We start from the raw sequence: 13,672 nt of genomic DNA on the forward strand, positions 1-13,672 counted from the left end.
TCTATACTTCGCCGCCATTGAGCCCTGATGGCGGAATTGGTAGACGCGGCGGATTCAAAATCCGTTTTCGAAAGGAGTGGGAGTTCGAGTCTCCCTCGGGGCACCAAAATTAAGAAAGGTCTTGCTTAGCAAGGCCTTTTTTTTCGCCTGCAATAAAGCCTCCTATCCATGTAGGAGCTGCCGCAGGCTGCGATCTCTTGATCTTCAGCTTCTCGTCCGACGAAAAACCCAAGGATCAACACCATGGAAACCTCTCTGGAAACAGTCGCCCTTTTCTCCCTCAAGCTCGCTTACGAGGAAGAAGGCCTGAGCCCGATCCTGCGGGACGATATGGTCATGGGTGATTACCAGAAAGACATTTTCGAGTTGTTGGTGAAACGTGGTGATATCGAGACCATTCAATTCAAGATGAATGAATGCCTGGATCTGGCGCTGGATGCACTGGGTGGTATCGATAAACCGCTCGGACGTGAACTGCACAAGTTGTCAGCCGACTTCAGCCAGGCGCAGTCGCTGGAGCAACTCGATCAGCCGCTCCTCGCGCTCAAGGGTTATTTGAAGGACATTCTGTAATCAGACGCGCAATCTTTTGCCCACACTCAGGCTGAAGAAAAAACCCGCAGATCACTTGCGCACTTTTACCACTCGAATGTTGATCGGAAACCCACCCGCGCCCTTCAGTTTCTTCCATCCCACGTACTGGAATATCAAGTCCTCGTCGATGGGGTCGCCCCTCTCTACCATTGCTCCGCCCAGCACCGCGACTTCCTTATAGACGGCGCAGCTGCCCGAATTGGGGCCGACGACGTAGACCACATAGGGTTTGACGTATTGCACGGCGCGCAAATGTCGGCCGCATTGCCAGTCGACCGTAATCATCAACGTCTTCAGATACGCTTCGCCATCCGTTTCCGATTCCTCGGCGAGTTCCTTGAGCTTGCCGATGCCGCCGACGTCGCTAAAGCCCAGAGCGCGGGCGCGTTTGTATTCCGGGGACTTCTCGTGTTCGGCCTGAGCTTTGAAGTATTGCTCCTGAAGCTCTGCGACCAGGACCGGCTCTTCCTTGTTCCGTATCTCGAACGCCTGGGCGATGACGTTTTCGCAACGGGCATATTCGGGAGAGGCAAGGCTTGCCTGGGCGAGGTGATCGCGATGGACGTAAAGCGTGTGATTCAAGCTGTCGACGCGGTTCATCGCTTGTCTGGTCGTCATGGTCGCGCTTTGAACCTTGTTCACTACGTCCTGAAAACTCTGACAATCGGAGAGGTAGCCTTTCCAGGCGACCTCCGGGGTTTCATCCCAGCCGGCAAGCGCCGGAGTCATTACGGTGGCGAAGGTGATTGCGCAGAGCAGGCGCGAGGCTGAAGCGAAAGCGGGCATGTGTATTCCGTTACGTGGATGAGGCAGTGGCGCGACGCTACTATTTTGCTATCTTGCCGTCCACCTGCGCTGGACGGTTTATGTGGCTGTATCGCCGATGCGGTCGCTCTGTTTTTCGCTCTCGACTTTTAGTCTGTTTTGATATCTTGCCGACCATTCTTGCAACTGGCGCGAAAGTGCTGGCCGGTTATCGAAAGTTTAAGGAAAGGATTGAATGGACACGCTGTGGGTATTGATGTTTTTCGTCGTCTGGGCGGGCATGTGGTATTGGGTCGTAAAGAACCGCGGGAGTTGGCCATTATGGTTCGGCCATATTGCCGGAATAGCGGCGGGTTTTATCGTCGCTTTCGTGATCTATATGATCGTGCGCGGGCTCACTCCTGGAGAGCCAACAGCGCCTGCATCCGCGCCCACTGCCAGCAGCGTCAAGGCACCTGAAGCCAAAAACACCGACAGCACCAATAACGGCGAACTGCTGGGATTCGTTGCACACGCACCGGCAAGCCATTCCTCTGGGCCGGACTCACCCCTGCTGCCGAGCGATAGCGAACGCTATCCGCGCCTTTCCACTCCCTTGCTGGCTTCAACGCTTGAGTCTGGCTGGAAAAGTGAATATGCAAAGTTGCGATCCGGTGCGGACATGGCCAAGGGTAACAATGGGCCGCTGGCCAATCTGATATGCCGGTCAGTGGCGAAAACCACACTGCGCTTTCCCGAGTCCGCCATATTCGACGATCTCGAGTACTACCGCTATGACAGCTTCAAGGCCCAGACCTATTCCGTCGTGAATAGAATCAGCGGGCAAAACATGCAAGGTACGCAGGTTAACCTCGGATTCGATTGCGCCGTGCAATTCGTCTCGGGTAATGGGGTGAACGACGATCAATGGCGGTTGCTTGAATTGAACATGCGCGGTCAGCAAAGTCTTCGTCCGCCTTCAGGTAGTGCGCTGGATGAAGATTTGCCGGTGTATGTCGCCAAAAAGCACGACAACCCAACGCCGTCAGCCGACTCTGGACTGCTAAACAATTATCGCGACGCCATACTCAGTTCGCGCTCCGAAACAGCGTTCGTTGAAAAAATGGACACTCAACAGCGCGCGGCGCATGTGCAATTGCGTAAAAACATCGCGGGAGTACCCGACGCCAACAAACGCCTGCTCGCATTTTTAATGTGTCAGCCCTTTGTGCACAGCGCCCTGCAAATTCCCGAATCGGCACTGTTTGCTGACAGCAAATCACTCACGTCGCAACGCTACAAAGATCAAATCTACACCAGCGCTAACTTTATGAAGGTGAAGAACAGCGCCGGCAACTATGTTGGTTACCGCTTTGAATGCACGTTACAGGCATCACCCGACAAAACCGACGGCAATGACGACTGGAAGCTGCTGGACTTGAGATTCGAACAGAACGGCAACTAGGCAGTTTGGGGCAAGGCAGGCCTGCGCATCGCTTTGTCCCGTGGCTCGACGCTTGTATTTTGCTATCTTGCCGAGCGTCGTCAGAATTCATGCTCAAGCGACTCAGCCTTGAGGCTTTTGAAGGGTTAAGGAAAGGATCGAATGGAGTTTTTACGCTTACTGGCTTTTGTCGCAGTCTGGGGTTTCATGTGGCGCTGGGTGGTGAAAAACCGCGGTAACTGGAATATTTTCTACGGCAATATCGTTGGCGCGGCGGGCGGTGTCATTGTGGCCTTGGTGATGCTTTCCATCACGCTGTCGTTGTACCCGATGGCAGACGAACCGGAAAAAAACCAGGCCGAAAAAACCGTGGTGCAGAACCCCTCGCCCAATGCGGTGATGCCTGAAGCCGAGCCCGCTCCTGTTGCAGCACCTGCTCCTGCACCTGTTTCAGTGCCAACACCTGCACCTGCGCCTGCGCCTGCTGCGTCGTCCAGCAACCTGCCGGCCTACGTTGCCAGCAAACCACAGAACGAGCCTTCCCCGCCTGACTCCGCGCTCATGCCTTTCTACAGCCAGCGCATGGCGACTTCGATGTCGGAAAAGAAGCTCGAAGACGGTTTGGGCAAAAACTTCACGACGTTGCGCCAGATGATGGGCACCGACCCAAATGCCGATAAATCGGTGATGGCAGCGGTCATGTGCGTTCCGTTCGTCCAGCGCGCCATGCGTTTTCCGGCAGCGGCGGCCATTACCCAGCAACCGAAAACCAACAGCAAATTGTTCAAGGAGCAGACCTACACCATCACCAATACCGTCACCGGTCGTAATATGCTCGGCGACGATGTTCTCTACCGTTTCGATTGCTCGATACAGCAGCTGCCAATCAACGAGTCGGGATATGCCGACTGGCGCTTGCTGGATCTGAAGCTGCAGAAAGCGGGTTCTTAAGTCTCGTTTAAGAGTTCAAGGCGCCGGCTGCGTTATCATCGCCGACCTCTGCGCCTTGAGCTTTGATCCCGGATGTCCACCCAACCTGATGACCTGAATTCGCTGCCTCCGGTTGTGGCCGGCCCGCTGCTGCGCCGGCTGGAGCCCACGCGACTGGTGCTGTGGCTGGTTGGCACGCGCGAACTGTCGCTGACCTTGCGTCTGCAAGGTGTAGGCGATATCCCTCTTGATGGCGGGAAATGCACGGTCATTGCCGTAGGCCGTCAGGCGTTCATTCATCTCATCGATGTCAGTCTCGAAAGCGCCCTGCCCTTCGACACCTTTATCGACTACGACTTGCTCATCGATAACCAGCAACGCATCGCCGATTGGGCGCCACGCTTGCTGTATGCGAATGCCACTTGCCCGAACTTCGTCCTGCGTTCGCGGATTGATCAACTGCTTCACGGCTCCTGTCGCAAGCCGCATCACCCGGCGGCGGATGGCCTGCTTTGCGTCGATCAACTGTTGGCCGACGAGTCCGATCCGCGCCAGCGCCCAGCCCTGTTGATGATGAGCGGCGATCAGGTTTACGCCGATGACGTCGCCGGCCCGATGCTGCGGGCGATTCATGCCTTGATTGCGCGCCTCGGCCTGTTCGACGAACACCTCGAAGGTGCGGTGGTCAGCGACAGCGCCAAACTCTACGAACACCCGGCCAGCTACTACCACCGTGCGGATTTGTTACCGGCGCTGGAGAGCAACGAGACATTGCGCGAGCGATTTTTCGGCGGTGCGCGTAAGCCGATTTTCACCAGCAGCAGCGCCGACAATCACCTGGTGACCTTCGCCGAAGTCATCGCCATGTACATGCTGGTGTGGTCGCCGATGGCATGGTCGCTGGTCAATCCGACAGCGCCGGCCCTGACACCTGAACGTCTCAAGCGCTACAGTCTTGAACAGACGCGCATTGATGCCTTCAAGTCCGGCCTCGGCAATGTTGCCCGCGCACTGGCGCATCTGCCGAGCCTGATGATTTTCGACGATCACGACATCACCGATGACTGGAATCTTTCCGCGCAATGGGAGGAAACGGCCTACGGTCATCCATTCTCCCGGCGCATCATCGGCAACGCGCTGATCGCCTATATGTTGTGCCAGGGCTGGGGCAACAATCCCGACGTCTTCAAGGAGCTATTGGTGAAAACCCTGGGGCTGAGCGCCAGCGGTGATGACCAGTATCTCGACCGCCCGTTGCAGGACGATTTGATCGACGACCTGCTGCGCTTTCAAAATTGGCATTTCGTTTTGCCGAGCAGTCCGGCGCTGGTGGTCATCGACACCCGCACCCGGCGCTGGCGCAGCGAAATGACGCTCAAACAACCTTCCGGACTTCTCGATTGGGAAGCGCTGAGCGAACTGCAACAGGAACTGCTCGATCATCCGTCAGCGATCATCGTTTCACCGGCGCCGATCTTCGGCGTGAAGCTGATTGAAACGGTGCAAAAGGTGTTCAGTTGGTGCGGTTATCCACTGCTGGTCGATGCTGAAAACTGGATGGCCCATCGCGGCGCAGCGCAGGTGATCCTGAATATTTTCCGCCACTCGCGCACACCTGGTAACTACGTGGTGCTGTCCGGCGATGTGCATTATTCCTTCGTCTACGAAGTCCTTATCCGACACCGCAAGGCCGGCCCACGAATCTGGCAGATCACCAGCAGCGGCATCAAGAACGAGTTTCCGAAAACCCTGCTGGAATGGTTCGACCGCCTCAATCGCTGGCTCTATTCGCCGCGCTCACCGCTGAACTGGTTTACCAAACGCCGACGCATGCGCATCGTGCCGTACACGCCGGAACATGCTGAGGCTGGCGAACGCCTATGGAACTCAGCGGGGATCGGTCAGGTGTTTTTCAATGAGCAGGGGCAGCCGCGCGAGATCGTTCAGCACAATTCGAATGGCAAGGCGAAGACACGGATGCTGGCGCCGGATCTGGCGGATTATCCGGACTAAGGCCTGCACCGAAAATGTGGGAGCGAGCCTGCTTGCGAAAGCGGTCGATCATCCAGCAGAGATGTCGACCGATAGTCCGCCTTCGCGAGCAGGCTCGCTCCCACAGTGCTACCTGCAAACAATCAATGCGCGATCAGTGCTCGCCCCACACCTCTGACAATCATCTCCACCTCCCGCTCATCAATCGTCAGCGGTGGCAGCAGCCGTATAGTCTTGCCGCGCGTGACGTTGATCAACAGCGCATGATCGCGTGCAGCGATCAGAGTCAGATCACGCACTGGTTGTTTCAGCTCGATACCGATCATCAAACCCTGCCCCCGAATCGCCAGCACATTGGGGTTATCCGCCAGTTCTGCATGCAGGCGAGTCAGCAGGCGCTCACCTTGAATCCGCGCGTTTTCCAGCAAACCCTGTTCTTCGATGATATCCAGTACCGTGCAACCGACCCGGCAGGCCAACGGATTACCGCCAAAGGTGCTGCCATGGCTGCCCGGCGTAAACAGATCCGCCGCCCTGCCCCGCGCCAGACACGCGCCGATCGGCACACCATTGCCCAGCCCTTTTGCCAGCGTCATGACGTCCGGCACGATGCCTTCGTGCTGAAACGCAAACCAGCGGCCCGTGCGGCCGATTCCGGTCTGGATTTCATCGAGCATCAAGAGCCAGGCGTGGCGATTGCACAATTCGCGCAGGGCCTTCAGGTAACCGGGTGGCGCCAGTTGCACGCCGCTTTCGCCCTGGATTGGCTCGACCAGAATCGCCACGATGCGCTCGCCATGTTTGTCCTGCAGCTGCTCCAGCGCAGAAAGATCACCGAACGGCACTTTGAGGAAATCCCCCGGCAATTCGTTGAAACCCAGGCGCACCGCCGGGCCATCGCTGGCCGACAAGGTGCCGAGTGTGCGGCCATGGAACGCGTTAGCCATGACCACCACCAGCGGCTGTTCGATGCCTTTGCTCCATCCGTACAAACGCGCGAGTTTCAACGCCGTTTCGTTGGCCTCGGCGCCCGAGTTATTGAAGAACGCACGCTCCATCCCCGACAGCTCCGTCAGCCGTTTGGCCAGTTGTTGCTGCCAGTCGATGCTGTACAGATTCGACGTGTGCAGCAGCAATCCCGCCTGCTCGCTGATCGCCGCAACGATCCGCGGATGCGAGTGACCGACATTGGTCACCGCGACACCGGCGACCGCATCCAGATACTCGCGACCGGCCTGATCCCACAGGCGAGTGCCCAGGCCCTTGATGAAACTCAGGGCCAGCGGTTGGTAGGTGTTCATCAGGGCGGCGGTCATGACTTCAAACTCCAGTGAAGGTCGGTGTGCTGGCAGTATGGTTAGCCACCCGAACTGGATAAACTCGGCAAAACTTCAATCATTTAAAAGCAGAGCTTGATAATGGACCTGTTTCAGTCGATGGGTGTTTACGTCAAAGTCGTCGAAGCCGGGAGCATGACGGCGGCAGCGTTGCAGTGCGACATGTCGACAACCATGGTCGGCAATCACCTGCGGGCGCTCGAACAACGGCTCGGCGTACAACTGCTGCAACGCACCACCCGACGTCAGCGACTGACCGAGTTCGGCAGCGTTTACTACCTGCGTTGCCTGGATGTGCTGGGTCTGGTGGCGGACTCCGAACGCCTCGCCGAACAAGCCCTCGATGAGCCGCGCGGCCTGCTGCGTATCACAGCGCCGCTGACCTTTGGCGTCGAACGCCTGGCCCCTGCGCTCAGCGAGTTTTCCCTGCAGTACCCGCAAGTCAAAATGGACGTGGTACTGACCAATAGTCGCCCGGATCTGCTCGAAAGCGGTCTTGATGTGGCGTTCAGGCTCGGTCATTTCGAGCAATCGAATCTGATCGCTCGTCCGTTGATCGATTACACCCTGACCGTCTGCGCCTCTCCGGAGTACGTGGCGCGACGCGGCATGCCGAAAACCCCGGAAGACCTGCAGCAACATGATTGCCTGTCATTCGCCTATCCGGCCGGCGATGACTGGCAATCGGTGGAAAAACGCTGGCGCCTCGGCGGGCCGGACGGCGAAATCATGGTCGATGTCAGTGGCCCCATGTTGATGAATACCTCAGCCGGTCTGCATCAAGCTGCACGTACCGGAATGGGCATCGTGATGCTGCCCGACGCTCTCGTTGAACAAGACTTGCGCGACGGCAAACTGGTGAAGGTCATCCACGACTACCAACCGCCCAGCCGCCCTCTGCATCTGCTTTATGCACCGGATCGCTATCGCTTGCCGAAGCTGCGCCGATTTGTTGAATTCGCGATGCAGACGTGGGGTCGGTCCTAGCGCGCAATGCACTTGAACTACGATCAGTGAAGGGCCGACAGGGAGTTGGGCGAAGGGGCCGAGGCATTTTTTGCCACCCTGGGTTTCGAGACGTCAGTGATTGCCATGGAGCGACCGAGGCTCAAGTAACGAGCCTTGATCAAGACCCGTCCTTCACCAACACCGGTTTTTCCTGATAACGCTGCGCGAACACCTGCTTCAAGTTCGCCACTTTCGGCATGTCGTTGATCACGATGTAGGGATAGCTCGGATGCTCGGTCAGAAAATCCTGGTGGTAATCCTCCGCAGGATAGAAGCCGTTGTAGCTTTCCAGTTTGGTGACGATGGGTTTGCTGTAGGCATGAGCCGCATCCAGCTGGGCGATGTAGGCCTGCGCGACCTTCTGCTGATCGGCGTTGACCGGGAACAGTGCCGAACGATATTGCGTGCCGCTGTCCGGGCCTTGGCGATTGAGTTCAGTAGGGTTGTGCGCTACCGAAAAGTAGATTTGCAACAGGCTGCCATAGCTCACCTGGGTCGGGTCGAAGGTGACCTGCACTGACTCGGCGTGGCCGGTATCGCCTTCGCTGACGCGCTCATATTCCGCCGTGTTGGCTGCGCCACCAGCGTAACCCGAGACAGCTTTCTGCACCCCTTTGACATGCTGAAAAACACCCTGCACTCCCCAGAAGCAGCCACCGGCGAACACGGCGGTTTCGCTGTGCGCCTGAGTGATTTCGTCGAGGGTCGGTGGCGGGATCACGACGGCATCCTCACCACCAAGCGAGAACGCCGAAACCTGGCCAATCACTCCGGCCACTGCAACTCCCAACAACATGCGACGCCATGTGATTTTCATTTCAATGACTCCTGATCAACCGAAGGTAAAGGCATAGGCCGAGACGCCCGGGTCGAGAAACTCGATGCTGAAGGTTCGATCCTTCACGCCATCGTTCTGTCGCACCAGTTGATACAGGCGTTGTTCGGTGACGCGTCCGGTGCCGTCAGGGGCGACATCGACGCCATGCGCATCGCCCGGCGCCTGACCGTCAATCGTGACTTTGAAGCGCACCGGTTTGCCGTCCGCGCCCGGGCCGAGCACCAAGTGCAGGTCACGGGCATGGAAGCGATAGACGATGCGACTGGCCGGGGCGCTGGCGGTGGCGCGTTCGGCACCGACCGCCCATTGGCCGCCGAGGCTCCAGTCGTTCAGGGCCAGCTTCTGCGGCGGGTTGTAGGCTGCGCTCTTGTCAGGCTCCAGGTTGTTCTGGGCGACGAAATGTTCCGCACGCTGATAGCCGACGTAAGTTTCCGGCGACTGCACTTCGTTCATGTCCGGCGCCAGTTGCACGCCTTTGGCGTCGGCATTGATCAAGCCATCGGCCACGGTTTTCGCCCCGGCTTCGTGCAATAGTTGCTGTATGACACGTTCCGATTCGGCGTAGTCCCCTTCGCCAAAGTGGTGGTAACGAATGCGTCCCTGGGCGTCGGCAAAGTAATGCGCTGGCCAGTACTCGTTGTTGAAGGCGCGCCAGATCTTGTAATCGTTATCGATGGCCACCGGGTAATTGATGCCCAGCTCTTTCATGGCTTTGCTGACGTTGCCGACATCGCGTTCGAAGGCGAATTCCGGCGCGTGCACACCGATGACCACAAGGCCTTGATCGCGATACTTCTCAGCCCAGGCCTTGACATACGGCAAGGTGCGCAGGCAGTTGATGCAGGAGTAAGTCCAGAAATCCACCAGCACCACTTTGCCCTTCAATGCCAGCGCATCCAGCGCTGGCGAGTTGAGCCATTGCACGGCGCCGTCCAGTGACGGCAGCTGGCCTTCTACCGGCAAGGTGCCCGGTGCCTTCGCAGCCATTTTCATCGCTCCGCCAGCCGCCATCATGCTGCCATTTGCGGCGGTGTCAGAGGCTGGAATCTGCGCCATCATCGTGCCGTTGGCATCGGCAGACTTACCCGACAGTTTGCCAACCAGCGCCTGCTCCAGGCCGCCAGTGGACGCCGTCGAAACCCGAGCGAGAATCCCGGTGTCGAGGCCCAGCGCAATCGCAGCAACACCGGCCAGCATCGCCGCGCCCAGCCCCCGGCGAATCCACTCACCGGTACCGATCGAACGTTTCATCAGCGCGAAAACCTTACCGCCCAGCAGCAGTGCCGCGGCCAGCGAGGTAGCGGCGCCCGCCGCATAGGCGAGCAATAACAGCGTGGTGGCGACGCTTGCCCCTTGCAGTGCGGCACCGGTCAGAATCAGCCCGAGAATCGGCCCGGCGCATGGCGCCCAGAGCAGCCCCGTGGCGACGCCGATCAGAAACGAAGCGCCGGGACGCGGGCGATTGTCCTGCCCGGCGGCCTCCGACAAACGACTGCCGGCGGAGACCAGTGGCCGGGTCAGCCGTTCGGCCACACGCGGCAGCAACAAGGTCAGTCCGAACAGGGCAACGAACAGCAACGCGAGCCAGCGCCCGTACTGATTGACTTGCACCACCCAGCCGCCGCCCACCGCCGCCAACGAGGCGACGAGCGCGAAGGTCACGGCCATCCCCGCCAACAGCGGCAAGCCACTCTTGATAAACGGCTGCCCGGTGCGAGCGAAGACAAAAGGCAAAACCGGCAGGATGCACGGGCTGACAATCGTCAGCACACCACCGAGATAAGCGAGAACCAAGAGCCACATAAATTCGTCCTGTCTGAAATGAAGTGCGCTTACGCGTCATGGCTCAAGCCGCCACGGCTTTGAAGGTCATCGCCAGACCGTTCATGCAGTAACGCAGGCCGGTAGGCTTGGGGCCATCATCGAAGACATGGCCCAGATGACCACCGCAGCGTCGACAATGAACCTCGTCGCGGGACATGCCGAAAGAGCGATCCTGGTGTGTCGCCACCGCATGCTCCAGCGGCGCCCAGAAACTCGGCCAGCCGGTGCGGCTATCGAATTTTGTTTCGGAAGAAAACAGCGCCAGATCACACCCGGCGCAGGCAAATGTACCGACGCGATGCTCGTCGTTGAGCGGGCTGGTATAGGCCCGCTCAGTGCCCTCTTCACGCAGGACCTGATACTGCTCGTCACTCAGGAGCGCGTGCCATTGACTGTCGCTGTGAGTCACTTCGAACGCCTCGTCGGCGCGCGCCTCACTGACCAGCGCAGCGTCAGTCGACAATTTTGGCAATACACCCGCCACCAAGGCTGCAACCCCTAGCCCGCCGCCCGCTAACAGAATCTGTCGCCGTGAAAACATGGCCGTCTCCAAAAATTCCAGATGCCTTTCATGGAACACAGCCTAGGCTTGGTTTGATCGCCAAATCCTCACGGGAAGTTAACGAATTCGTGATAACTCACCCGCAGGAAAACCCGCACAATGCGCGTCACTGCGCCGAAGGATTGAGCTTCATGGAACAGACCAAACGCGTTCTCGTGGTCGAGGACGACCTGCACATCGCCGACCTCATTTGCCTGCATTTGCGCGATGAGCAATTCGACGTGACCCACAGCGCCGACGGCGACGAAGGCATGCGCCTGCTACAGCAAGGTCACTGGGACGCACTGATCCTCGACCTGATGTTGCCGGGGGTGGACGGTCTGGAAATCTGCCGCCGGGCCCGCGCCATGGCCCGTTACACACCGATCATCATCACCAGTGCCCGCTCCAGCGAACTGCACCGGATTCTCGGCCTCGAACTGGGGGCCGACGATTACCTCGCCAAACCGTTTTCCATGCTCGAACTGGTGGCGCGGGTCAAAGCCCTGTTGCGCCGGGTCGATGCCATGGCGCGCAATCTGAAGATGGACGCCGGCAGCCTCAGTCTCGATGGCCTGAACATCGATCCGATCACCCGCGACGTCAGCCTCGACGGTCAACGTCTGGACCTGACGCCACGGGAGTTCGACCTGCTGTATTTCTTCGCGCGCCAACCGGGCAAGGTGTTCTCGCGCATGGATCTGCTCAACGCTGTCTGGGGCTACAGCCACGAGGGTTACGAACACACGGTCAACACCCACATCAACCGCCTGCGAGCGAAGATCGAAAAGGATCCGGCACAGCCCTCGCGAATTCTCACGGTGTGGGGCCGTGGTTATAAATTCGGTACCGAGCAGCCATGAAACTGACCCTGACGCAGCGCCTGTCGCTGGTTTTCGCCGTGCTGTTGCTGGTGTGCTGCGGCACGTCGGCATGGCTGCAAGTACGCTCCAGCCAGATGCATGAACTGGAAGTGGTGCAGGGCTTGTCACGGGATCTGGCACAACACATCGCCCACGACACGGTGCTGATGGACAGCAACGGTCTGATGCCCGGTGCCGTGCGCGAACTGTTCAGCCAGTTGATGCTGGTCAACCCGAGTGTCGAGGTGTATCTGCTCGACACCGAGGGGCGCATTGTCGGCAATGCCGCCCCCGAAGGCCGCATGCGTCGTCAGCAGGTCGATCTGGCGCCCATTCGCCAATTGCTCAACGATCAGCCGTTGCCGATTCTCGGTGACGATCCGCGCAGCGTCGACGGGCGCAAGGTGTTCAGCGCCGCCCCGCTGCAGGTCAACGGCAAAGCCGCCGGTTATCTTTACGTGGTGCTGCTCAGCGAAGCACATGACCGCTACGCCGAGCGCGGGGCGACCAGTGCCGCGCTGAACACTGCGCTGCTGTCGATCGGGCTGGTTGCCTTGCTGTGCCTGATTGCCGGCCTCACGGCGTTCAATCTGATTACCCGGCCGTTGCGGCGACTTACCGAAACGGTCAGCCGTTTTGACATCGATGGCGCGCCGCAACCGGTCCCGGCACCTGTGGATAAATCAGCCGACCCGGATGAAATTGCAGTCCTCGACGCGGCGTTCCGGCAAATGCAGAACCGCCTCGGGGAACAATGGCGCTCACTGACCCGCCAGGATCAGGAACGCCGCGAACTGGTGGCGAACATCTCACACGACCTGCGCACGCCAATGGCCTCGCTGCATGGTTATCTGGAAACCCTGTCGCTGAAGGACGCGACGTTGTCGCCGGAAGAGCGTCGGCGCTATCTGGGCATCGCCCTTGATCAAAGCCGCAAGGTCGGCGGGCTGGCGCAATCGCTGCTGGAACTGGTGCGCCTGGAACACGGGTTTGTACAACCGGTGCTGGAGCGTTTTTCGCTAATCGATCTGGTGCAGGACATCTTCCAGAAATTCGAACTGACGGCGGAGGCACGGCAGGTCGAACTCAAGGCCCATTTCGTGCCGAACCTGCCAACGGTCTGCGCCGACCTCGGGCTGATCGAGCGGGTACTGACCAATCTGGTAGACAACGCGTTGCGTCATACACCTCAGGGCGGCGAGATCGAGTTCGATCTGACACCTCACGGCGCCTTGGTTGATGTCACGGTCAGTGACACCGGACCCGGTATCGCTCCCGAGTTGCGCGAAGGTTTGTTCCTGCGCCCGTTCAATATCGGCGGCGCACGGCGTGACGGGGGGTTGGGTCTGCGCATCGTGCACCGCATCCTGCAATTGCATGGCCGAGACATTCAGTTGCTCGACATCAGCGGGCGCGGCGCGACGTTCCGCTTCTCACTGCCAACGGATCAGCAAACCGCCGAACAGTGGATGATGCGTTCAATGAATTTGAACAGCCCAGGCAAATAGTTGAGACCGCCGGCCCGTTGCTCCGTGACAACGCCGCCGCGCTCCCCTA

The 13,672-nt window shown here is 59.0% G+C and carries 12 protein-coding genes, 1 tRNA gene and 1 pseudogene; 9 read left to right on the forward strand and 5 right to left on the reverse strand.

The window, feature by feature from the left end; all coding sequences use genetic code 11:
• Window positions 1–21 precede the first annotated feature (21 nt).
• Both QOL84_RS28535 and QOL84_RS28540 read left to right on the forward strand, forming a co-directional pair.
• Window positions 22–106, forward strand: a tRNA-Leu gene (locus QOL84_RS28535).
• A 137-nt stretch (window positions 107–243) separates the two neighbouring features.
• Window positions 244–573, forward strand: coding sequence for a hypothetical protein (locus tag QOL84_RS28540; RefSeq protein WP_283439382.1), 330 nt, complete (start codon window positions 244–246; stop codon window positions 571–573).
• A gap of 51 nt (window positions 574–624) precedes the next feature.
• Here the strand turns inward: QOL84_RS28540 and QOL84_RS28545 are convergent, their stop codons facing one another.
• On the reverse strand, window positions 625–1,380 hold the full coding sequence (locus QOL84_RS28545; protein ID WP_283439383.1) for a hypothetical protein: 756 nt from the start codon (window positions 1,378–1,380) through the stop codon (window positions 625–627).
• A 214-nt stretch (window positions 1,381–1,594) separates the two neighbouring features.
• Between QOL84_RS28545 and QOL84_RS28550 the strand changes: the two genes are divergently transcribed.
• The 3 genes from QOL84_RS28550 to QOL84_RS28560 all read left to right on the forward strand — a co-directional run bounded on the left by QOL84_RS28550 (window position 1,595) and on the right by QOL84_RS28560 (window position 5,725).
• On the forward strand, window positions 1,595–2,803 hold the full coding sequence (locus QOL84_RS28550) for a hypothetical protein (RefSeq protein ID WP_283439384.1): 1,209 nt from the start codon (window positions 1,595–1,597) through the stop codon (window positions 2,801–2,803).
• Window positions 2,804–2,944: 141 nt separating this feature from the next.
• The gene (locus QOL84_RS28555) at window positions 2,945–3,733 is read left to right on the forward strand and encodes a hypothetical protein (RefSeq protein WP_283439385.1); all 789 of its coding nucleotides are present in this window, start codon (window positions 2,945–2,947) and stop codon (window positions 3,731–3,733) included.
• A gap of 72 nt (window positions 3,734–3,805) precedes the next feature.
• Window positions 3,806–5,725 (forward strand): alkaline phosphatase D family protein, encoded by a 1,920-nt coding sequence (locus QOL84_RS28560; protein WP_283439386.1) that lies wholly within the window; start codon window positions 3,806–3,808, stop codon window positions 5,723–5,725.
• 122 nt (window positions 5,726–5,847) lie between these two features.
• Here the strand turns inward: QOL84_RS28560 and QOL84_RS28565 are convergent, their stop codons facing one another.
• A complete protein-coding gene (locus QOL84_RS28565) occupies window positions 5,848–7,020 on the reverse strand; it encodes an aspartate aminotransferase family protein (RefSeq protein WP_283439387.1) in 1,173 nt (390 codons plus the stop codon).
• 102 nt (window positions 7,021–7,122) lie between these two features.
• On the opposite strand from QOL84_RS28565, the gene QOL84_RS28570 reads away from it, so the two are divergent.
• The gene (locus QOL84_RS28570; RefSeq protein ID WP_129395399.1) at window positions 7,123–8,028 is read left to right on the forward strand and encodes a LysR family transcriptional regulator; all 906 of its coding nucleotides are present in this window, start codon (window positions 7,123–7,125) and stop codon (window positions 8,026–8,028) included.
• A gap of 51 nt (window positions 8,029–8,079) precedes the next feature.
• Window positions 8,080–8,157, forward strand: a pseudogene (locus QOL84_RS29435) (GNAT family N-acetyltransferase); the annotation flags it as partial.
• 10 nt (window positions 8,158–8,167) lie between these two features.
• Here QOL84_RS29435 and msrA read toward each other — a convergent pair.
• Genes msrA through msrB form a run of 3 tightly spaced genes read right to left on the reverse strand, consistent with a single transcriptional unit; the run spans window position 8,168 to window position 11,252 of the window.
• The gene (msrA, locus tag QOL84_RS28575; RefSeq protein ID WP_283439388.1) at window positions 8,168–8,866 is read right to left on the reverse strand and encodes a peptide-methionine (S)-S-oxide reductase MsrA; all 699 of its coding nucleotides are present in this window, start codon (window positions 8,864–8,866) and stop codon (window positions 8,168–8,170) included.
• A gap of 15 nt (window positions 8,867–8,881) precedes the next feature.
• Window positions 8,882–10,690 (reverse strand): cytochrome c biogenesis protein DipZ, encoded by a 1,809-nt coding sequence (locus QOL84_RS28580; protein ID WP_283439389.1) that lies wholly within the window; start codon window positions 10,688–10,690, stop codon window positions 8,882–8,884.
• 43 nt (window positions 10,691–10,733) lie between these two features.
• Window positions 10,734–11,252: a peptide-methionine (R)-S-oxide reductase MsrB gene (gene msrB / locus QOL84_RS28585; protein WP_283439390.1), complete on the reverse strand. Its 519-nt coding sequence runs from the start codon at window positions 11,250–11,252 to the stop codon at window positions 10,734–10,736.
• 152 nt (window positions 11,253–11,404) lie between these two features.
• Here msrB and QOL84_RS28590 point away from each other — a divergent pair, with 152 nt between their 5' ends.
• Together QOL84_RS28590 and QOL84_RS28595 are read left to right on the forward strand one after the other, a co-directional pair.
• Window positions 11,405–12,115 carry a response regulator transcription factor gene (locus QOL84_RS28590; protein WP_283439391.1) on the forward strand — a complete coding sequence of 237 codons (711 nt, stop codon included), beginning with the start codon at window positions 11,405–11,407 and terminating at the stop codon, window positions 12,113–12,115.
• Entirely contained in the window at window positions 12,112–13,623 is a 1,512-nt protein-coding gene (locus QOL84_RS28595; RefSeq protein WP_283439392.1) for a sensor histidine kinase, read from the forward strand. Before QOL84_RS28590 ends, QOL84_RS28595 begins: the two co-directional genes overlap by 4 nt.
• The last annotated feature ends 49 nt before the right edge of the window (window positions 13,624–13,672 follow it).

It is taken from the genome of Pseudomonas helmanticensis, assembly GCF_900182985.1.
Taxonomy (GTDB): Bacteria; Pseudomonadota; Gammaproteobacteria; order Pseudomonadales; family Pseudomonadaceae; genus Aquipseudomonas; species Aquipseudomonas helmanticensis.